We start from the raw sequence: 20,240 nt of genomic DNA, 5'->3' as shown, positions 1-20,240 counted from the left end.
GGGGTCGTGGGAAGCTGTGTGCGTGCGGAGGCCGGTTCGTCTGCTGCTCGCCGGGCTGCTGGTGGCGACGCCGGCCGTCGCCGGTTGCAGCGTGGTGCACGGCGACGCCGAGGCCGCCGGGCCGACCGTCGTCGCGACGGCGGAGGCCGGTATGACCCGGGTCGACCTCGACCACCGCTCCGGCGAGGACCCCGGACCGGTGCCGCGGGTGATCGTGCCGCGGGGCAGCACGGTGGTGCTGACCGTGGGCAGCGACGTCGCCCGGCGCGTCCTGATCCCCGAGCAGGGACGGGCGGTGGACGTGACCGCGGGCAGCACCGTCACCGTGCGGTTCCTCGCGCTGGGGAACGCCTCGGTCCGGGTCGCCGAGCCCGGCACCGACCGGGGCGGGACGGTGATCGGCCGGATCGAGCCCCGGCATTAGGCGGCTGCGCCGCTCACGAGCGCCGCAGGCGCCTCACGCGAACGCGTCGGCGCGCTCGGCGATCGCGCGCAGCCCCTCCGCGATGTCGACGCCGGTCGGTGCGGTCTCCGGGTCGAGCAGCCACTGCACCATGACGCCGGTGAGCAGCGCCTGGTAGACGGCGCCGAGGACGTGCGCGCGCCGGTCCGCGGCCGCGGGGTCCTCGGGCAGGGTGTGGAAGGTCAGCGCCAGCCCCTCGCGCACCTCGCGCTGGGCCTCGGTGAGCCGGGCCCGCAGCTCGGGGAGCCGCTCGGCCTGGGCGAGGGCCTCGACGTGGGTCGCCCACAGCCGGCGCTGGGTGGAGAACAGCGAGACGACCCGGCCCCAGGTCTCCTCGACGCGGCGGTCCGGGTCCGACGGGCCGGTGGCCGGCTCGGCCAGCGCCCGGTCCAGCTCCTCGCCCCACGCGTCGGTCGCCCGCTGGAGCGCCTCGGTGAGCAGCGCGTCCTTGGACCCGAAGTGGTAGCCGATGGACGCGAGGTTCGTGCCGGAGGCCGCCACGACGTCACGCGCGGTGGTGCGGCCGAAGCCCTTCTCGTAGAGGCACTGCGCGGCCCCGTCCAGCAGCTCCTCGCGGTGTCCCATGATCGGCGAACCTATCGGTCGGGCACGGACGTCCGTACACCGGGCGTTCACCCGCCCCCGGTCGCCCGATTGCGTGATCCTGGTCACGGCGGGTACCCACGGAGGTGGACGGTGCGCGCGACGGAGCGGGTGCCGCGCTCGACGATCTCGACGAGGAGACGACACCGTGGGCAGACTGCGATTCGGCACCTTCCTGGCCCCGTTCCACCAGCCCGGGCAGAACCCGACCCTGGCCCTGCAACGCGACCTGGAGCTCGTCGAGCACCTGGACCGGCTCGGCTTCGACGAGGCCTGGATCGGTGAGCACCACTCGGCCGGCTCCGAGATCATCGCCTCGCCGGAGATCTTCATCGCCGCGGCGGCCGAGCGGACCCGGCACATCAAGCTGGGCACCGGCGTCACCTCGATCGCGTATCACAACCCGCTGTGGGTGGCCGACCGCATGGTGATGCTGGACCACCTGACCCGCGGCCGGACGATGCTGGGCTGCGGGCCGGGCTCGCTGCCGACGGACTCCGCGATGATCGGGCTGAACCCGACCGACACCCGCGAGCTGCTCGCGGTGAACCTCGACATCATCATGCGGCTGCTGCGCGGCGAGGTGGTCACCGAGCAGACGAGGACGCACACGCTGATCGACGCCCAGCTGCAGCTCGCGCCCTACTCGGATCCCTGCTTCGACGTCGCGGTGGCCGCGGTCGCCTCGCCGACCGGGCCGCGGATGGCCGGGCAGCACGGCGTCGGGCTGCTCTCGATCGGCGCGACGCTGACCCAGGACGGGTTCGACGCCCTGGCCCACCACTGGAACGTCGTCGAGGAACGGGCGGCGCACTTCGGGCAGCCGGCGCCGGACCGCTCGAAGTGGCGTCTCGTGGGCCTCATGCACGTCGCCGAGACCCGGGAGCAGGCCTACCGGGAGGTCGAGTACGGCATCGAGCACTGGTTCCGGTACTTCCAGAAGGTCGCGGCGTTCCCGCAGATGGCGGTCGAGGGCGGCGACGTCAAGGAGATGATCGACTTCATCAACGACGCCGGGATCGGCGCGATCGGCACGCCCTCCGACGCCCGGGCCCAGGTCCGCAAGCTGGTCGAGCAGTCCGGCGGGTTCGGCGCGATGCTGCTGCTCGGTCACGAGTGGGCGAACCCGGAGGCCACCAAGCGATCGTGGGAGCTGATCGCGCAGTACGTGATGCCGGAGTTCCAGAACCAGGCCGCGGGCACCCTCGCCGCGCGGGACCGGGCGTCGTCGACCCGGGAGGCACACGCGCAGACCCAGGTCGACGCCGTCGACACCATGACCAAGCGCTACGAGGAGGAGAAGACCGCCCGGTAGGCCGCCGCTACCGGTCGCCGCGCCGCGGCCGCCCGATCCCGGACACGTAGAGCGTGAGCAGGACGGCGGCCGGCGGCGCGGCGACCCACAGGAACCACGGGTAGGTCACGTCCACGGTCAGCGCGAGGATGCCCCAGGCGGACACGGAGACCGCGGTCAGGCACATCCAGATGATCGCCAGCACCTTCATCGTGACGCCGCCCGCGGAGTCGGCGAACACCAGCCCGTCCCGCCGCTGCCGGCGCGGGGCGGGCAGGTCGCGGGTCACCCGGCCCAGCTCGCCGCGGGTGCGCATCCGCCACACCTCGGCGACCCGCTCGTCGAACTCGGACAGGTCGATGAAGCCCTCGTCGTGCGCCGTACGCAGCCGGTCGGCCACTGCCTGCCGGTCGGCATCGGAGATCCGGACGTCCTCGGGGCGGGCCGGCTGGTTCACGCACCCGATGATGCCTGCTGCCGTCCGGCTCGTGCCACGCTGATCGGCGTGGCGGGACGGGTGGTGCCGGAGCGGGTCCGGTTCGCGGCGGCCGTGGTCGACCCGGGGGCGTCGGCCCGGGTGCTGGAGATCGGGTGCGGGCCGGGCGCGGCGGCGGAGGTGCTGTGCCCGCGGCTGACCGGTGGAGGCCGGATGCTGGCGGTGGACCGGTCGACCGTCGCCGTCGCGCGGACGACCGAGCGCAACGCCGTCCACGTCGCGAACGGCGTGCTGGAGGTGCGTCCGTCCACGCTGGCCGGTCTCGAGGTGCCGGGCTCCTCGGTGGACATCGCCTTCACCGTGAACGTCAACCTGTTCTGGACCGGCGACCCGGGCGCCGAGCTCGCCGTGCTCCGGCGGGCGCTGACACCGGGCGGGGTGCTGCACGTGCTGTACGAAGGGCCGCCGCCGGCCGCGGTGACGGCCGGCCTGGAGCGGCACGGCTGGTCGGTGGAGCCGGTCGCCGGCGACGGCGGGGCCGGGGTGACCGCGCGGCCGCGGTGATCCGGTGGCGCAGTGAGCCGTCGCCACCGCGGTGGTCGGGTGGGCTCGGCGATCCGGCCGCGACCCGCCGCCGCGTGCCGCGACCGACCGCCGGCTGCCGCGACCGACCGCTGCCGGGTGCCGCGACCTCCGCGAGGGTCGCGGCGGGCGCGGAAGGGTCGCGGCGCGTCCGGGACGGCGCCGTGTCCGCAGCGGGTGTGGCCACCGGCGGACCCCCGGGGGACGGGGATCCGGGCGTCAGCCCCGCTCGCAGGCGACCCCGTCGCCGTCGCGGTCGAGACCCGCGCGGTAGCCCGGCTGCCCGGCGAGCAGCGGCGCCTTGCCCGCGGCCCGGACGGCGTCGCAGTTCGCGTAGTGAGCCGAGCCACCGCCGGCCGGAGCAGCCGGAGCCGGGGCAGGAGCCGGAACCGGTCTCGGCGCGGGTGCGGCGGCGGGTCTCGGCGCAGGCGCAGGCGCCGGAGCACGGGCGGGTGCCGGAGCAGGGGCCGGCTTCGGCGCCGGGGCGGCGACCGCTCGCGGCGCGGCGGCCGGGCCCGGAGCGCCGTCCTCCGTGGGCGGCGCGGCCGCGAGCGGCGGGGACGGCGGAGGGGCCGGGGCGGCGGCGGCCTCGTTCAGGGTGATCGTGTCGTCCGGGCCGGCGAGGACGTCGGCCGCCGGCTCCTGGGCCGTCACGGTCCCGGGCGCCACACCGTCCGCGGGGCCGGACGCCGGACCGGCGACGACGGAGCGGAACCCGGCCGCCGAGAGCGCCTCCCGTGCCCGCACCCCGTCCATCCCGACGACGTCCGGGACGGCCAGCTCGACCGGTGCGACCGGCGCGACCGGTGCGGCGGAGAGGTCGGCGGCCGGCGTCGGGGCGACGGCCGCCCCGACGAACGCGACGACGGTCGTGAGCACGCAGAGCAGGCTCCCGGCGACACCCATCGCCAGTCCGGCACCGCTGCGCCCCGGCGTCGCGGCACGACCCGTGCGGTGGCGGACGCGCCCCTCCCAGGACAGCGCCACCGCCGGCACCGTGACGACGAATCCGAGCAGCGGGAACCAGCCGACGAGCAGGCTCAGGATCCCCAGCCAGAACCCGGCCGTGGCCCGGGAGTTGCGCCGGTCCGGGACGCGGATCGGCTGGGTGAGGGCGGTGTCGAGCGAGGTCGTCATCGGGTTCCTCTCGCGGTGGCCGGGCCTGTGCCCGGCATGCAGGTATCGCGAGACGTGCCCGTGTCATTACCCACCGTCGTCAACATTGCGGAGGCGGTGACGCAACGCGGTCGATCAGGGGACGAGCACGAGCTTCCCGACGGCGGTCCGCTCGGCGTAGCGCCGCAGCGCGCGGCCCGCGTCGTCGAGCGGCACCGGTTCCGGCTCGGGCGGGCGCAGCTCCCCGCGCCCGATCCGACCCAGCACCGCGTCGGCCAGGTCCCGGGCGGCGGCCGGGTCGGTGCGCGACCAGTCGCCCCAGTCGACGCCGACCACGGTCCGGTTCCGCAGGAGCACCACGTTGGCCGGCAGCCGGGGGATCTCGCCCGAGGTGAACCCGACGACGCAGAACCGGCCGCCGGCATCCAGCGCCCGCAGCGCGGCCTCCGCGGACGGCCCGCCCACCGGGTCGACGACGACGTCCGCGCCGCCGCCGGTGTGCGCCCGGATCGCGTCCTTCAGGTCGTCGTAGCCGATGGCGGCCTCGGCCCCGGCCGCGAGCGCGGCGCGGCGCTTGTCCCCGGTGGAGGCCACGGCGAGCACGCGGGCGCCCCCGGCGCGGGCGCAGTCGACGGCGGCCAGCCCGATCCCGCCGCCGGCGCCCAGCACGACGACCCGCTCACCGGGACGCACCGCGACGCGGTGGGTCAGCGCGTAGGACACGGTCCCGTAGCCCTCCATCGTCGACGCCGCGGTCCCGGCGCCGACCCCGTCCGGGACCGGCACGACGGCGTCGGCGGGCACGGTGACGTGCGTCGCGAATCCGCCGAACGATGGCATCAGTGCGGCCACCCGGCGGCCGGTGCCGGCGACCGTCCCGGCCACCGCGCTGCCCGGGGTGAAGGGCAGCGGCGGGCGGAGCTGGTAGCCGCCGCGCGCGATCAGGCCGTCGACGAAGGCGACGGCCGCGGCCTCCACCTCGACCACGACCTCACCCGGCGCGGGGACGGGATCGGGTTCCTCGACGACCTCCAGCCGTTCCGGATCGGCGAACTCCCGGCAGACCACCCGTCGCACCGCGCCTCCTCGTCGTCGCCCGCGTCGTCGTCGATTGTGGACCGGATTCCGCCCGGGCGTCTCGGCACGGGCCCGGCCGATCCCGCAGGCAGCAGGTAAGGTCCCGGCGGGAAGATCCACAAAATGGACGCCACCGGCGCGGAGGGAAATTCATCGATGCCTCGATCCGAATCGCTCGAGAAGAATCCTGAGAAGGGCTATGTGGCGCTTCTCGGGTGGAGTCTGAACGCGATCGAGGCATTGGACCGGTTCGATCGTCGCTATGTCGTCGTCGCGCCGGACTGGGCCGAGGAGTACTGCACCCAGCACGACATCCCCTACCTGCCGTGGAACTTCGAGCGGCTCAACGACCGGTCGATGGAGATCGCCGAGACGTTGCGCGACCGTGGCGTCGACGTCGCGATCCCGCTGTTCGAGGAGACCGTCGAGTGGGCGGGCGCGATCAACTCCGTGCTGCTGGACAACCCCCGCCTGTTCGGGCAAGCGATGTTGTTGCGGGACAAGGCGTTGATGAAGCGCCGCGCGCAGCTGGGCGGGATCCGGGTGGGCATCTTCGAGGAGGCTCACGACCGTGAGGACGTGATCCGGTTCCTCAAGCGGGTCAACCAGACGCTGCTCAAGCTCGACGGTGACCCGAACGACCCGATCCACCTCAAGGCCTTCGACAAGGCCGGCTGCCTCGGGCACCGGGTGATCCGCACCCCGGACGAGATCGACACCATCCCGGACGAGGAGTTCCCGGTCCTGATGGAGTCGCACCTGGACGGCTGGGAGTTCGCCGTCGAGGCGTGGATCCACAACGGCAAGATCAAGTTCCTGAACATCTCCGAGTACGTCACGCTCGGCTATTCGGTGTTCGTCCCGGCGACTCCCGAACTGGAGCGGTACCGGGCGCAGATCACCGCGCAGATCGAGAAGCTCATCAAGACCTTCGACATCGAGTTCGGGTTCGTGCACCCGGAGTACTTCGTCACCAGCGACGGCGAGATGTACTTCGGCGAGGTCGCCTACCGGCCGCCGGGCTTCAAGGTCTTCGAGCTGCTGGAGCGGGCCTACGGGTTCAACGCCTATCAGGGGCTCGTGCTGGCGTTCGACCCGAAGACCACCGAGGAGGAGATCGACGCGTTCTTCCCGCGGGAGGTCGTCGACGCCGACGGGGTCGCCGGGTGCTTCGGCGTCTACCCGCGCCGCCGCGTCGTCAGCAACCTGCAGATCCCCGAGGAGACCGAGGACCACGACTACTACGAGTCGCACGACCTGTCGGCGCCGTTGGAGGAGACGGTCACCAAGAGGACGGCGTTCGGCACCCACTGGGGTCTGCTCTACTTCTTCGGCGACGACCCGTACACGATGCGGGACCTGTTGAAGAAGCAGGAGGACCTCGACTTCTACGTGTGAGCACGCCGACGTCCCGACAGAGAGAAGCCGTGTGAAACCGAACGTCGACGTCGCGAGCGGGTCGCCGGTGCTCCAGCGGCGCCTGACCTCGCTGGACGACGCCATCCGGGAGCTGGACCGGACCCCGGACTTCGGCAAGACGACGAAGCTCCGCCGGGTGCTGGAGCAGCTACGCCGCGTGCTGCTGCAGCCCGGCGGCGCCGCCGCCGTCCAGACCCGGGCGCAGGGCCTCGAGGAGGCCGGTCTGTTCCTCGGGACGGACTGGGCCTCCCCGGAGATCCTGGTGCCCTCGTTCGTCGGGCCGGGCCTGCACAGCGGCGAGGCCGACACCGTGGTGATGGAGGCGACCAGCGAGCTGCGGATGCTCGCGGTCGCCCGCGGGGAGTACGACCACCCGAGCATCTCCGCGGCCGATGCGCGCCAGTTCCTGTCCCAGGTGCTGGCGATGAACCTCGAGCTGCTGTTCACCCCGCCGACCGAGGCGGAGCGGACCCGGCAGGGCCGCACCGCCCAGCTCATCCGGGACCTGTTCCGGCACATCGCCGACGAGATCGGCTACGACGTCGTCCTGGACAAGCTGGTCGACGAGATCTGGCGGATCCTGCGCCAGCGTCCCATCCAGGTGGACCAGGTGGTCTCGCTGATCACCCGGATCGCGGTGTGGCGGGGGGACCCGAGCGTCGACCTGGTGTCGTCGGGCCAGGGGGTGGACCGGCTCATCACCGCCCTGTTCGGGACCAGCGAGGCCTCCCGCGACGACCCCGGTCTGGAGGTCTTCCGGTCCCGGCTGGAGGCGATGGACTCCGCGGGCCTGCAGTACGAGGCCTCCGGGTTCGCCCGGGCCATGCACGACACCGGGCTGGTCTCGCCGTACCACGCGGAGCTGCTGCAGTTCCTGCGGCACGAGAGCGACTACCTGCTCGCCGAGGCGCTCGGCCTGTCCGACACCGGCAAGAACTGCCTGATGCGGTTCCGGGACCTGGTGCACCGGCTCGTCGAGGAGGCGGTGACCCCGCAGACCGCGCAGTGCATCTACGGGCTCGCGCTGCTGCTCGACCGGGGCATCCTCTACGAGCCGCCGGTGGTGCCGGGGCTGTGGCGGCAGATCGCGCTGACCCTCTCGCCGTCCGCGCGCGAGCGGCTGACCGAGGCGTTCGGCGACACCCCGGGGCCCGAGACGCGACTGCTCGCGGGTGTGCTGTCGATGCTCGGCCTGCCGCTCGGCGTCGGGCAGGGTGACAACCCGACCTGCCAGTCGGCGCGCGCGCTGTCGATGTGGGCCTACAACGACCCGGACTACCTGCTGCAGATGGTCGTCTGGGCGGCCCGCGACGACGAGATCACCATGCACTTCGAGGGGAAGCCGATCTCGTCGGTGCAGAGCACCGGCGGGGTCGCGACGGCGATGCCGATCGACCTCGACCCGGTGTCGCTGCTGGTCGTGCCGCACCTGGACCGGATCTACGCCGAGATGGGGCGGCAGTGCGCCGGCCGCCCGGGCGACCCGCACCGCTGGGTCAACCCCGAGTTCCACGGCTGGTGGGCGGCCCGCGGGTTCCACATCAACGTCGACGTCGGCACCGGGAACCTGGTCGACCTCGACGGGTTCGTGCGCGCCTTCCACGCCGGCTACCACCCGTCGTACAACGGGGGGCAGCCGCTGATCCACCCGCAGCCCGCCGGGGTCGCCGTCACCGACTCGGCGGCCCGCTACGTCGGCTGGCACGCGATCACGATCCTGCGGGTGGCGCCGGACCCGCAGAACGTCATGCGGGTCTACTTCTACAACCCGAACAACGACAGCGGGCAGGACTGGGGCGACGGCGTCGTCGTCGGCACGGCGGGCAACGGCGAGCGGTTCGGTGAGGGCTCGCTGCCGTTCGACCAGTTCGCGTCGCGGCTCTACATCTTCCACGTCGACCCGCTGGAGCGCGGGGAGCCCGAGCGGGTGCCCGCCGAGGACGTCGAGGGGATCGTCGGCTACATGCGGCGGAGCTGGGGGGCCGACCGGCTCCCCGACGACCAGCCCGGGTGAGCGCGGCGGGCCCGCCGCGCCCACCCCGCGGTGCCTCGGCCCTGCGGTGGACGGGGGCCGGGGGCGCGGCGCTGCTGACGGTGTCGGCCTGGGCGGGGGTGACGGCCGGGGCACCGGTCGTGGGCGCGTTCGCGCTCGCCGGCGGCGTCGCCGGGACCGGGTTGCTCGTGCTGGCCTGGGCCCTGCTCGGCCGGCCCGTCCTGCGCGGACCGGCACCGTCGCCGGCCTGGTCGGTGCGGACGCTGGCGGCGTGGACCGCGCCGCTGCTGTTCGCCCCGCCGCTGTTCAGCCGGGACGTCTACAGCTATCTCGCCCAGGGTGAGGTGGCCCGCCGCGGCCTGGACCCGCACGTCGTCGGACCGGCCACCGGGCTCCCGGCGGACTCCGCGGTGCTCGGCCGCGTCGACGGGTACTGGACGGACTCGCCGTCGCCGTACGGGCCGGTGTCCACCGTGCTCTCCCGGTCGATCGCCGGGATCGCCGACGGCGACCTGGTCGTGGGTGTGGGACTGCACCGGCTCGCCGCGGTGCTGGGCCTCGTCGCGCTCGTCTGGGCGGTGCCGCGGCTCTGCGCGCTGTCCGGTGCCGCACCGGCGACCGCGCTGTGGCTCGGGGTGCTCAACCCGCTGGTGCTGTGGCACCTGGTGGCGGGCTTGCACAACGACGCGCTGATGCTGGGGCTCGCGCTCGCCGGGACGGTGCTGGCCCTGCAGGCGCTCCCGGGCCGTGCCGACGCCCGTTCCGGCAGGCCCGCTCCCGGCGATCGGCCGAGGTGGGGGCCGCTCGCGCTCGGGGTCGTGCTCGTGTGTCTCGGTGCGCTCGTCAAGGCCCCGGTGGTGGTCGGCCTGGCGGTGATCGGCGTCGCGCTCGCCGACCGCGCCCGCACCCTTCTCGTCAGTGCGATGGGAATGCTGCTGTCCCTGGTGGCGGTGGCGGTCGCGGTGTCGGGGCCGACCGGAGTCGGGTTCACCTGGACCCGGTCGATGACGACCCCGGGCACGCTCGACAGCTGGATGGCGCCGACCAACTGGCCCGGATTCCTGGCCGGCGGGGTCGGAGCGGTGCTCGGCGCGGACGGCGCCGCGCTCTCCCGGGCCGTGATCGACGCCGGCCGGGTCACCGGGCTCGTGCTCGTCGTGGCCGGTATCGGGTGGCTCCTGCTCCGGCAGTGGCGCGGCCGGATCGGCCCGGTCACCGCGCTCGGCGCGATCCTCGCGGTCGCGGTCGCCCTGGGGCCGGTCCTGCACCCCTGGTACCTGCTGTGGGCCGTGCTGCCGCTCGCCGCGGCGCCGCTCGCGGTCCGCACACACGCCCGGATCGGCGTCGTCGCCGGAGTGTTCGCCGTGCTGCTGCCGCCGCTCGCGGGGGACTTCAGCGGGCGGGCCGGGTTGCTGGTCGGCGGCTACGCGGTCGCCGCGCTCGTCGTCGCCGTCGGGTACGTGCTGCTCCGCCGGACCGCCGCCGACGCGCCGGCCGAGCTCGCACCGGTGTGACGTCCCACCCGGGAGAACCCCGCCCGGGCCGGTGACCGAGCATGGTGGTGTCGGGCGATCTCGGAGGAAGCGATGAGCAGCGTGGTGGGCGGGCGTCCGGCCGTGCAGCCGGACCGGCTGCGCAGGGCGGCCCGCGTCCTCTGGCGGGACGGCGCCGTCGTCCTGGCGGGCCTGCTGCTCTTCCTCGCGTTCCCGCCCCGGACGCTGTGGTGGACGGCGCTGCCCGCCTTCGCGCTGCTCTGGTGGGCCCTGCAGGGCGTGCGCGCCCGCCGCGGCGCGGTGCTCGGGTTCGTGTTCGGGATGGCGTTCTTCCTGCCGCACCTGCTCTGGATCCAGGACTTCCTCGGCGCCCAGTTCGGGCCGTGGCCGTGGCTGGGCCTGTCCGCGGTGATGGCGGCGTTCCTGGCCGCCTACGGCGCCGGGGTCACGCTGGTGACCCGGCTGCCCGGCGCGCCGCTGTGGGCGGCGGCGCTGTTCGTGCTCCAGGAGTCGCTGCGCGGCCGGACCCCGCTCAACGGCTTCCCCTGGGGCAGGGTCGCGTTCGGCCAGGTCGACGGCCCGTACCTGCCGCTCGCGCATTACGGCGGTGCCACGCTGGTGACCTTCGCCGTCGTCGCGAGCGGGTTCTGCGTCGCCGCGCTGCTCACCCGTCCCCGCGAGATCCGGCGGGCGGTGCCGGTGCTGGTGATCGCGATCGCCCTGGTGGTCGTGCCCGCCCCGCCGACCGACGCCCAGGCCGGGACCCGGACCGTCGGGACGGTTCAGGGCAACGCGCCGGACGACGGCCTCGGGCTGCTCGGCCAGCGCGCCGAGGTCCGCCGGAACACGCTGTCCGTCAACGCCGGGCTGGCGGGCGAGATCCGGGCGGGCACCGTGCCGCGTCCGGACTTCGTGGTGTGGCCGGAGGGATCCACCTCGACCGACGGCCGGGACCCGGTCGTCGACCGGGCGGTGGCCGACCTGGGCGTGCCGGCCCTGGTCGGCGCGATCTTCCGTGGGGACGGGGGCACCGAGAACTCGGTCGTGGAGTGGGACCCGGTCACCGGGGCGGGGGAGCGGTACGCCAAGCAGGAGCTCGTCCCGTTCTCCGAGCGCATCCCCTTCCGCTCGATCTCCTCCGCCGTCACCCCGTTCGTCGACTTCGACGAGTGGGCCGACATGCGGGCGGGGACCCGGCCGGGCGTGCTCGACGTCGCGGGCACCCGGGTCGGCCTGGGGATCTGCTACGAGGTCGCCTACGACTGGGTCCTGCGGGAGGGCACCCAGGACGGGGCGCAGATGCTCGTCGTGCCCACCGACAACGCCTGGTTCGGGCAGAGCGAGATGACCTACCAGCAGCTCGGCATGGCCCGGCTGCGCGCGGTCGAGAACGGCCGCGCCGTCGTCGTCGCGGCGTTGAGCGGGGTGAGCGCGGTGGTCGAGCCGGACGGCAGCGTCGCCCGGTCCACCGGGATGTACACCGCCGACACGATGGTCGAGACCGTGCCGCTGCGCACCGACATCACGCCGGCGACCCGGATCGGTGGGTGGGTCGAGGCCGGCTTCGCGGCCACCGCGCTGGCGGCGTGCATGGCGGGGTTCCTGGCCCGACGCCGGCGGGGCGCGGCCGGCGGGTGACGCGCCGGCGGTCGTCAGCCGACGTGACGCACGTGCGGCCACAGCTCGGCCCACGACACCAGCTGCCCGCGGACGACGTGCACCTCGGTGCCCCGTTCCTGGTTCCGGACCCCGGTGTCGATCACCGCGGCGAGCCGGACGTCGGCGAACACCCGGCGCAGCTCACCCTCCGGCATCCCGACGACGATCACCGCCTCGGTGTCCGCCGGCGGCGGCCCCCAGTCCCAGTAGGAGTTGTGCCCGCTGTACGCCGGGCCGAGCTCGGGGGCGAGGTGGTCGACGGCGCCGGCCTGGCCGTAGTTCGCGGTCAGCACCGCGACCCGCGACTCCGGCTGCGCCGCCCGGACGTCGCGGATCGTGGCGACGTAGGCGGGCCAGCCGATCTGTTCACCAGCGTCGGGGTTGATCACCCGCAGCGGTCCGGCCGTCGCCATCCGGTCGGGCAGGACCGGGAGCGACAGCACGGTCATGATCGCCGTCGAGACCGCCAGCGTGGACACCGTGGTGCGCACGCTCAGGGCGGCGAGGATCGTTCCGGCGCCCGCGGCGAGCAGCACCGGGTAGAGGCCGGCCAGGTAGTACGGCTTGCCGCCGGTCACCGTGAACACCGCGACGAGCAGCACGTAGGCCACGGCGAACCCGCGGAACGGGGCCAGTCGCGGGTTGCGCAGCAGCTGCCACCAGCCCACCGCCCACACCGGGAACAGCAGCGGGCTGACCAGCACCAGCTGATAGGGGGCGAACAGGTACCAGGGCTCGCTGGTGTGCGAGCCGCCCGCGGCGATCGCCGACGACAGCTCGAGCTGGGGCCAGCCGTGCGTCGCCTGCCACCAGAGGTTCGGTGCCCACAGCAGCAGCGCGAGCAGTCCCGCGAGCCACGGCCAGGGCGAGCGCAGCGCCGCGCGCGGGCCGAGGAGCAGGATCCCGACGAGCAGGGCGGCGAGCAGGAACGCGGGCTGCCACTTGTTCTGCAGGCCGATCCCGGCGACCAGGCCGGCCAGTAGCCAGTCCCGGGCGGACTCGTCCCGCAGGGCCCGCACGGCCAGCCAGGACACGGTCGTCCAGACGAGCAGGTCCAGCGACGCCGTCGCCAGCGTGTGGTCGACCCGCATCAGCACCGCCGAGCCGCCCATGCAGGCCGCGGCGAGCACCTGCGCGCCGCGCCCGGCCCCGAGCTCGCGCGCGATGACCCCGGTCAGGACGACGGTGAGCACCGCCATCAGCACCGCCGGCAGTCGCAGCCCCACCAGCGACCCCTGCGTGATCGTGTCCATGGTCCGGGCGATCAGCGGGGTGAGCGGACCGTTGTCGGCGTGGCCCCATCCCGGCTCCCGGCCCGAGCGGAGGAAGTAGAGCTCGTCGCGGTGGTAGCCGTACCGGCCCGCGGTGACGAGCAGGAGCAGGCCGGACCCCACGCCCGTCAGCAGAAGGCTCCGCCACGCGATGTCGGCCAGCGGATCGCGGAGCGCCTGCACGGAACTCGACTCTAGATCGTTATCGCGCCCCGGTCGCCGGTCCGCACGAAAGGTAGGGGCCCCTGCTCTCCGGCCGGTGTCGTCGATCGCGGCGACCGGTCGTCGCGTTGCACGCCGGACACGACGAAGCCCCTGGCCGGATTCCTGTTTCGAGGAACTGACCAGGGGCTTCGTGTTGTCGGGGTGACAGGATTTGAACCTGCGACCTCTTCGTCCCGAACGAAGCGCGCTACCAAGCTGCGCCACACCCCGATGGCCCGTCGGTCTCCCGTGAGCCGTAGGAAACTCTACCCGACGCCCCGCGCGGCCTGCGCGGGGGTTCCCCCACGTTCCCCTGCCCCGGCCGGGCGCGCGACGAGGGTCAGCAACGACGCCTCGGGCGGGCACGCGAACCGCACCGGTGCGTACGGCGAGGTCCCCAGTCCGGCGGACACGTGCAGCCGGGTGTGGCTCCCCCACCGGCTCGCGCCCCGGGCCCGCGAGCGGTCGATACCGCAGTTGGTGACGATCGCGCCGTAGCCGGGCAGCCGCAGCTGGCCGCCGTGCGTGTGCCCGGCCAGGACGAGGTCGTAGCCGTCGGCGGCGAACCCGTCGAGCACCCGCGGCTCGGGGGAGTGGGTCAGGCCCAGGCGCAGGTCGGCGTCCGGGTCGTGCCCGGCGACGCGCGGGTAGCGGTCCCGGTTCAGGTGCGGGTCGTCGACGCCGGCGATCCGCACCGACCGGCCGTCGACGGTGAGCAGGTGCCGCTGGTGGGTGGCGTCCACCCAGCCGTGCTCCCGGAACGCGGCCCGCAGATCGGTCCACGGCAGCGGGTCGCCGTGCGACCGCTTGGTGTGGCCGCGGCGCAGGTAGCGGGCCGGGTTCTTCGGCGTCGGGCCGAAGTAGTCGTTGCTGCCGAACACGAACGCTCCCGGCCGGTCCAGCAGTCGGCCGAGCGCCGCGATCACGCCGGGCACCGCGTCCGGGTGGGCGAGGTTGTCCCCCGTGTTGACGACGAGGTCCGGCTCGAGCTCCTCCAGCGCCGCGATCCAGCGGATCTTGCTCTTCTGGCGCGGGGTGAGATGGAAGTCCGACAGGTGCAGGATCCGCAGCGGCCGTGCACCCGGGTCGAGGACCGGCAGCTCGACCTGCCGCAGCGTCCAGTGCCGACGTTCGATCCCGGCCGCGTAGCCGAGACCGGCGGCTCCGGTCGCGACGGTGCCGACGGCCAGGCGGACGAGGGTCGCAGCGGTGCTCACGGGGGCCAGGGTACGGCGCCGGACTATCGTGAAGCGTCGTGAGCACCCTCAAGGAGCAGCTGCGGACCGACCTGACCGCCGCCATGAAGGCCCGCGACGAGCTGGTCCGCACCACCCTGCGCTCGGCGCTGACCGCGATCGGCAACGCCGAGGTGTCCGGCGAGGCCGCACGCGAGCTGTCCGACGACGAGGTCCGCGCGGTGATCACCAAGGAGGGCAAGCGCCGGGCGGAGTCCGCCGAGGCGTTCGCCGGGGCCGGCCGCGACTCCCAGGCCGCCCGCGAGCGGGCCGAGGGCGAGGTCCTGGCCCGCTACCTGCCCACCCAGCTGTCTGACGACGAGGTGGCCGGCCTGGCCCGCGCCGCCGTCGCCGAGGTGGCGGCGGAGACCGGCGAGGCCCCGGGCATGCGCCAGATGGGGCAGGTCATGAAGAAGGCCAACGCCGCCGCGGCCGGTCAGGCCGAGGGTGGCCGCGTCGCCGCCGCGGTGAAGAAGGCTCTGGCCGGCTGACCCCGTCGAGGGGCACCTCAGAGCTGTCAATTCATGATCGAACAGCTCTGAGGTGCCTCTCGACGTCGCTCAGTTCGTCGGGGTCTTGCGGGTCCGCGATGTGGTGGGCTTCTTCGCGGTCGACGACGAGGTGGTCTTGCTGCGCGTGGTCGTCCCGGTCTTCTTCGCCGCCGCAGGCTTGCGCGCGGCCGGCTTCTTCGCCGGGGCCTTCGCCCGGCGCTCGGCCAGCAGCTCGGAGGCCCGCTCGTCGGTGATCTCCTCGACCGAGTCGCCCTTGCGCAGGCTGGCGTTGGTCTCGCCGTCGGTGACGTACGGCCCGAACCGGCCGTCCTTGATCACCATCTTCTTCTGCGTCGAGGCGTCCTCGCCCAGCTCGCGCAGCGGCGGCGTCGCGGCCCCACGGCCACGCCCGCGCTGCTTGGGCTGCTTGTAGATCTCGACCGCCTCGTCGAGTGTCACCGTGAACAGCTGCTCCTCGTCGGTCAGCGACCGCGAGTCGGTGCCCTTCTTGAGGTACGGCCCGTAGCGGCCGTTCTGCGCGGTGATCTCGTCGCCGGACTCGGGGTCCGTGCCGACGACCCGGGGCAGCGACAGCAGCTTCAGCGCGTCCTCGAGGGTGATGGTGTCGACCGTCATCGACTTGAACAGCGACCCGGTACGCGGCTTGGGCTTTGCCGGCTTCTTCTTCGCGCCCTCGGGCACCTCGGGCTCGGGCAGCAGCTCGGTCACGTAGGGGCCGAACCGGCCCTCCTTGGCGACGATCTCGTGCCCGGTCACCGGATCGGGGCCCAGCTTGCGGCCCTCCTGCGGCACCGAGAACAGCTTCTCGGCGATCTCCTCGGTCAGCTCGTCCGGCGGCAGGTCGTCGGGCAGGTTCGCGCGCTGCGACTCGCCGTCGACGATCCGTTCCAGGTAGGGGCCGTACCGCCCGACCCGCACGACGACGTCGCGGTCGGCCGCGTCGGTGTACATCGTGATCGAGTTGATCGTGCGGGCGTCGATCTCCTCGAGGTTCTCCCCGACGAGCTTCTTCAGCCCGCCGGCCTGCGCGACCGAGCCGTCCACGTGTGTGCCTGCACCGAAGTAGAAGCCGTTGAGCCAGTCCACCCGGGAGTCGTTGCCCGAGGCGATGGAGTCGAGGTCGTCCTCCATGCCGGCGGTGAAGTCGTAGTCGACGAGCTGGCCGAAGTGCGCCTCCAGCAGCCCGACGACCGAGAACGCCACCCACGACGGGACGAGCGCGGAGCCTTTCTTCCAGACGTAACCGCGGTCCAGGATCGTCTTGATGATCGACGCGTAGGTCGAGGGCCGGCCGATGCCGAGCTCCTCCAGGGCCTTGACCAGCGCCGGCTCGGTGAACCGGGACGGCGGGTTGGTCGCGTGCCCGTCGGGGACGAGCTCGTCGGCGGTCAGTGCCTGGCCCTCGGTGAGCTCGGGGAGCCGGGACTCGGCGTCGTCGGCCTGGCCGGGCGACTCGTCCTCCACCGACTCGACGTAGGCCTTGAGGAACCCGGGGAAGGTGATCGTGCGGCCCGAGGAGGCGAACACGACGTCCTCGCCGGTCCCGGCGGTCCCGCCGATCCGGATCGACACCGTGGTGCCGCGGGCGTCGTTCATCTGGGACGCGATGGTGCGCTGCCAGATCAGCTCGTAGAGCCGGAAGTCGTCGCCGTCGACCTCACGGGCGATGTCGCCCGGGGTGCGGAACGACTCGCCCGCCGGGCGGATCGCCTCGTGCGCCTCCTGGGCGTTCTTCACCTTCCGGGTGTACTGGCGGGGCTTGTCGGCGACGTAGGCGTCGCCGTAGAGCTCCCGGGCCTGCGCACGGGCGGCCTGGATCGCGGCGTCGGACAGCGTGGTCGAGTCCGTACGCATGTAGGTGATGTAGCCGTTCTCGTACAGCCGCTGCGCGCTGCGCATCGTGCGTTCCGACGAGAACCGCAGCTTGCGGCCGGCCTCCTGCTGCAGCGTGGAGGTCATGAACGGCGCGTAGGGCTTGCGGGTGTAGGGCTTCGACTCGACCGAGGTGACGGCGAGGTCGCGCCCCTCCAGGCCCTCGGCGAGCCGCCGGGCACCGGCCTCGTCGAGCACCGTGACGCCCGAGTCGGACTTGAGCTGCCCGAGGGAGTCGAAGTCGCGGCCGGTGGCGACCTTGTTCCCGTCGACCTGGACCAGCCGGGCGCCGAAGGTGCGCGGCGTGGCGTCCGGGCCCGCGTTCATCGTCGCGGCGATGTCCCAGTACTCGGCCGAGCGGAACGCGATCCGCTCCCGCTCCCGTTGCACGATCAGCCTCGTGGCCACCGACTGCACGCGGCCCGCCGAGAGCTTCGGCATGACCTTCTTCCACAGCACGGGGGAGACCTCGTAGCCGTAGAGCCGGTCCAGGATGCGGCGGGTCTCCTGGGCGTCGACCAGGTTCTGGTCGAGCTCGCGGGTGTTCTCCGCCGCGGCCCGGATCGCGGACTCGGTGATCTCGTGGAAGACCATCCGGCGGACCGGGACCTTCGGCTGGAGCGTCTCGAGCAGGTGCCAGGCGATGGCCTCGCCCTCGCGGTCGGGGTCCGTCGCGAGCAGCAGCTCGTCGACCGACTTGAGCGCCTCGCGCAGCTCGGAGACGGTGCCCTTCTTCTCCGGCGTGACGATGTAGAGCGGGCTGAACTGGTTGTCGACGTCGACGCCGAGCCGGGCCCAGGACTCGCCCTTGTACTTGGCGGGGACGTCCGCGGCGCCGCGGGGGAGGTCGCGGATGTGCCCGACCGAGGACTCCACGACGTAGTCGTTGCCGAGGTAGGGCTGGATCTTCCGCGCCTTGGTCGGGGACTCCACGATCACCAGCCGGCGCACCGGACGCCCGGTCGCGGACGCCGTCGAGGTGGGCTTGCGCGTGCTGCCACCCGACTTGCGCGTCGTGCCGGTCGTCGCCGTCGTGTCTGTGCCTGCTGCCACGTGGTCCTACCTCATCTCCTCGGCCGTGCCGCGCCTGTGTGCGGCACCTCGCCGTTGCCGGGCCCCGAGTGCAGACGCAGCGTGCCGGGTCGGTCACGCCTCGCATCGCTTCGGGGTCGACGATCGCACGATCTCACACCGTCGCCCTACCTCGCCGTGGGTTCCGCCACCGGTGTGAGGCGAGGCGACACTGTAACCGCCACGCCGGTTCGGCTGGTCAGGCGGCCGGTCGGCCGTGCAAACAGGGCCATTCGGACGCGCCGAGAGCGCCGAGCGATTGGGGTGCGGGCCCCACCAGTTCGACCAGGCGGGCCATCCGCCGGGTGCCGTGCACCCGTAACGCCGGACCGGGGGCGCCGTGTTCCCCGGTCGCGAGCCGGGCCGGAGGCAGCCCGGCCCGGGTCGCGGCGGCGATCAGCGGGTCGTGCGTGCCGGGTGCGTCCGGGTCGAGCAGCAGCAGGTGACCCCCGCGCAGGTCGCGGACGCCGGCGGCGAGCGCCCAGAGCCGCAGGGTGGCGCCGTCGAGCTGGAAGTCCGGTGGGACCCGCTTGCCGCCGTCGGACCCGCACCAGGTGCGGGCGAGCGGCGCCAGGTCGCGCCGGAACGCACTGCGCAGGCCCGAGGCGCCCGGAGCCAGCGTGACGCCGCGCGCGGCGGCGAGTGCGGCGAGGGGTCGCTCGCGGCCCTCGAACGGCAGGGGCAGGTCGAACCGCGCCGTGTCCCCGGCGCCGAAGCGTTCGATCCGGCCGGGCCCGCAGAGCAGACCGGCCAGGTCGGTCAGCCCGGCCGGCCGGGCCTCCGCGGAGAACAGGGACATCTGCGGCACGCGCGTAGCGTAGAACACATGTTCGACGACGGCGAGTACGGCTCGCCGTCGCGTGGCCGTCCGGTGTGGACGCCCACGTCAGGCCGGCGCGGTCAGCTCCTCCAGCTCCCCGCACTGCGGCGCGGCGTCGACCGCCTTGTCCAGCCGCGGGGTGGCGCCGAGCTCCTCGAGACCCTGCGCGGCACCGATCGTGCGCAGCTTCTCCTCGGCGGCGGTGAGCCGGTCCTGGAAGCCGGGGACGTCGTTCGGGTCGGCCTGGTCGACCTCGGCGCGGGCCTCGTCGATCGTCGTGCCGGTGCGGTTGAGCAGGTCGGAGATCGAGGCCTTGAACTGGTCGCCGCCGCTCACCGGGGAAGCCCCGGCGTCGGTCAGCTGCTGGGAGCCGGCGTCGATGCCGCCCCGGACCTCACCGAGGTAGCCGGCCAGCCGGTCCTTGATGCCGGGCAGGTCGGCGCCCTCGTAGTCGGGACGCGCGGTGAGCGGCCGGTAGTAGGACAGCAGCGCGCCGCAGACCTGGTCGCCCCAGGCGACGGGGTCGGCGCCGACCCCTTCGGTGGGCGGTGGCGCCGGGTCCGGCGACGGGGTGCCGGCGATGGTCGTGCTGCAACCGGCGGCGAGCAGTGCCGCCAGCAGCGTGGGGAGCAGGACCCGGGCGGCGCGCGCCGGTCGGGGGGTGGCCATCGTCGGGCTCCAGGGTCGGGGGCCGTACGCGCCCGGGAGGCGCTACCGGCCCGAGGGGGAGGGACCGTGCCCTGACGGTAGCCGCGACCGCTGGTCAGCCGCCGCCGCCCTCCTCGGTTCGGTCGTTCGGTGCAGTATCCCGTACTCCGTCCGGTCCTTCGGGGCCCTGCGCCTCCTCGGAGATCCGGTCCAGTTCACCGCAGGGGGCGGACGCCTCGAACGCCGCGGCGAGCTCCGGGTCGCCGGTGACCGGTTCCAGCGGACCGGTCGTGCTGCCCAGCTGGGAGAGGGGTTCGAGCGCGGCGGGCAGGTCCCGCTGTACCGCGGCCTCGTCGGCCGGGTCGAGCGCGCCGACCCGCTCCCGCGCGCCGGAGAACGCGGAGCGGATCTCGCCGAGCCCGCCCTGCATCCCGGTGGAGACGGCCTCGCCGTTCTCGACCGGGGCCGGCCC

Annotated in this window: 17 protein-coding genes and 1 tRNA gene; 8 read left to right on the top strand and 10 right to left on the bottom strand. The window is 73.8% G+C overall.

Translation table 11 applies throughout. The features are described 5' to 3' along the window. Window positions 1-22 precede the first annotated feature (22 nt). On the top strand, window positions 23-424 hold the full coding sequence (locus tag WIS52_RS11050; protein ID WP_349298086.1) for a hypothetical protein: 402 nt from the start codon (window positions 23-25) through the stop codon (window positions 422-424). 33 nt (window positions 425-457) lie between these two features. Here the strand turns inward: WIS52_RS11050 and WIS52_RS11045 are convergent, their stop codons facing one another. After that, the gene (locus WIS52_RS11045; RefSeq protein WP_349298085.1) at window positions 458-1,048 is read right to left on the bottom strand and encodes a TetR/AcrR family transcriptional regulator; all 591 of its coding nucleotides are present in this window, start codon (window positions 1,046-1,048) and stop codon (window positions 458-460) included. Between the two features lie 166 nt (window positions 1,049-1,214). Between WIS52_RS11045 and WIS52_RS11040 the strand changes: the two genes are divergently transcribed. After that, complete coding sequence (locus WIS52_RS11040) at window positions 1,215-2,381, top strand: LLM class flavin-dependent oxidoreductase (protein WP_349298084.1); 1,167 nt, start codon at window positions 1,215-1,217, stop codon at window positions 2,379-2,381. A 7-nt stretch (window positions 2,382-2,388) separates the two neighbouring features. Here WIS52_RS11040 and WIS52_RS11035 read toward each other — a convergent pair whose 3' ends face one another. After that, window positions 2,389-2,817, bottom strand: coding sequence for a DUF1707 SHOCT-like domain-containing protein (locus WIS52_RS11035; RefSeq protein WP_349298083.1), 429 nt, complete (start codon window positions 2,815-2,817; stop codon window positions 2,389-2,391). Between the two features lie 48 nt (window positions 2,818-2,865). Here WIS52_RS11035 and WIS52_RS11030 point away from each other — a divergent pair, with 48 nt between their 5' ends. Continuing rightward, on the top strand, window positions 2,866-3,360 hold the full coding sequence (locus WIS52_RS11030) for a class I SAM-dependent methyltransferase (RefSeq protein WP_349298082.1): 495 nt from the start codon (window positions 2,866-2,868) through the stop codon (window positions 3,358-3,360). Between the two features lie 237 nt (window positions 3,361-3,597). On the opposite strand, the gene WIS52_RS11025 is transcribed toward WIS52_RS11030, so the two are convergent. Both WIS52_RS11025 and WIS52_RS11020 read right to left on the bottom strand, forming a co-directional pair. Continuing rightward, the gene (locus WIS52_RS11025) at window positions 3,598-4,515 is read right to left on the bottom strand and encodes an excalibur calcium-binding domain-containing protein (RefSeq protein ID WP_349298081.1); all 918 of its coding nucleotides are present in this window, start codon (window positions 4,513-4,515) and stop codon (window positions 3,598-3,600) included. A gap of 114 nt (window positions 4,516-4,629) precedes the next feature. After that, window positions 4,630-5,571, bottom strand: coding sequence for a zinc-binding dehydrogenase (locus WIS52_RS11020; protein ID WP_349298080.1), 942 nt, complete (start codon window positions 5,569-5,571; stop codon window positions 4,630-4,632). 156 nt (window positions 5,572-5,727) lie between these two features. On the opposite strand from WIS52_RS11020, the gene WIS52_RS11015 reads away from it, so the two are divergent. The 4 genes from WIS52_RS11015 to lnt all read left to right on the top strand — a co-directional run bounded on the left by WIS52_RS11015 (window position 5,728) and on the right by lnt (window position 12,114). After that, window positions 5,728-6,969, top strand: coding sequence for an ATP-grasp domain-containing protein (locus tag WIS52_RS11015; RefSeq protein WP_349298079.1), 1,242 nt, complete (start codon window positions 5,728-5,730; stop codon window positions 6,967-6,969). A gap of 31 nt (window positions 6,970-7,000) precedes the next feature. Next, the gene (locus WIS52_RS11010; RefSeq protein WP_349298078.1) at window positions 7,001-9,004 is read left to right on the top strand and encodes a hypothetical protein; all 2,004 of its coding nucleotides are present in this window, start codon (window positions 7,001-7,003) and stop codon (window positions 9,002-9,004) included. After that, complete coding sequence (mptB, locus tag WIS52_RS11005; RefSeq protein WP_349298077.1) at window positions 9,001-10,497, top strand: polyprenol phosphomannose-dependent alpha 1,6 mannosyltransferase MptB; 1,497 nt, start codon at window positions 9,001-9,003, stop codon at window positions 10,495-10,497. Before WIS52_RS11010 ends, mptB begins: the two co-directional genes overlap by 4 nt. 72 nt (window positions 10,498-10,569) lie before the next feature. After that, a complete protein-coding gene (gene lnt / locus WIS52_RS11000; protein ID WP_349298076.1) occupies window positions 10,570-12,114 on the top strand; it encodes an apolipoprotein N-acyltransferase in 1,545 nt (514 codons plus the stop codon). Between the two features lie 14 nt (window positions 12,115-12,128). On the opposite strand, the gene WIS52_RS10995 is transcribed toward lnt, so the two are convergent. The 3 genes from WIS52_RS10995 to WIS52_RS10985 all read right to left on the bottom strand — a co-directional run bounded on the left by WIS52_RS10995 (window position 12,129) and on the right by WIS52_RS10985 (window position 14,827). Then, entirely contained in the window at window positions 12,129-13,589 is a 1,461-nt protein-coding gene (locus WIS52_RS10995; protein ID WP_349298075.1) for a glycosyltransferase family 39 protein, read from the bottom strand. 178 nt (window positions 13,590-13,767) lie between these two features. Then, window positions 13,768-13,841 (bottom strand) — tRNA-Pro (locus WIS52_RS10990). A 35-nt stretch (window positions 13,842-13,876) separates the two neighbouring features. Next, window positions 13,877-14,827, bottom strand: coding sequence for a metallophosphoesterase (locus WIS52_RS10985; protein WP_349298074.1), 951 nt, complete (start codon window positions 14,825-14,827; stop codon window positions 13,877-13,879). Between the two features lie 38 nt (window positions 14,828-14,865). Between WIS52_RS10985 and WIS52_RS10980 the strand changes: the two genes are divergently transcribed. After that, window positions 14,866-15,336 carry a GatB/YqeY domain-containing protein gene (locus tag WIS52_RS10980; RefSeq protein WP_349298073.1) on the top strand — a complete coding sequence of 157 codons (471 nt, stop codon included), beginning with the start codon at window positions 14,866-14,868 and terminating at the stop codon, window positions 15,334-15,336. A gap of 69 nt (window positions 15,337-15,405) precedes the next feature. On the opposite strand, the gene topA is transcribed toward WIS52_RS10980, so the two are convergent. From topA to WIS52_RS10965, 3 genes are all read right to left on the bottom strand, one after another. Next, on the bottom strand, window positions 15,406-18,282 hold the full coding sequence (gene topA, locus WIS52_RS10975) for a type I DNA topoisomerase (protein WP_432422472.1): 2,877 nt from the start codon (window positions 18,280-18,282) through the stop codon (window positions 15,406-15,408). A gap of 217 nt (window positions 18,283-18,499) precedes the next feature. Beyond that, window positions 18,500-19,099, bottom strand: coding sequence for a hypothetical protein (locus tag WIS52_RS10970; protein WP_349298439.1), 600 nt, complete (start codon window positions 19,097-19,099; stop codon window positions 18,500-18,502). A gap of 87 nt (window positions 19,100-19,186) precedes the next feature. Next, window positions 19,187-19,789: a hypothetical protein gene (locus WIS52_RS10965; RefSeq protein ID WP_349298072.1), complete on the bottom strand. Its 603-nt coding sequence runs from the start codon at window positions 19,787-19,789 to the stop codon at window positions 19,187-19,189. Window positions 19,790-20,240 lie beyond the last annotated feature (451 nt).

This window comes from Pseudonocardia nematodicida (assembly GCF_040105385.1).
Classification (GTDB): domain Bacteria; phylum Actinomycetota; class Actinomycetes; order Mycobacteriales; family Pseudonocardiaceae; genus Pseudonocardia; species Pseudonocardia nematodicida.
The sequence above is the reverse complement of the archived record's forward strand: the minus strand, read 5'-3'. Positions and strand labels throughout refer to the sequence as shown.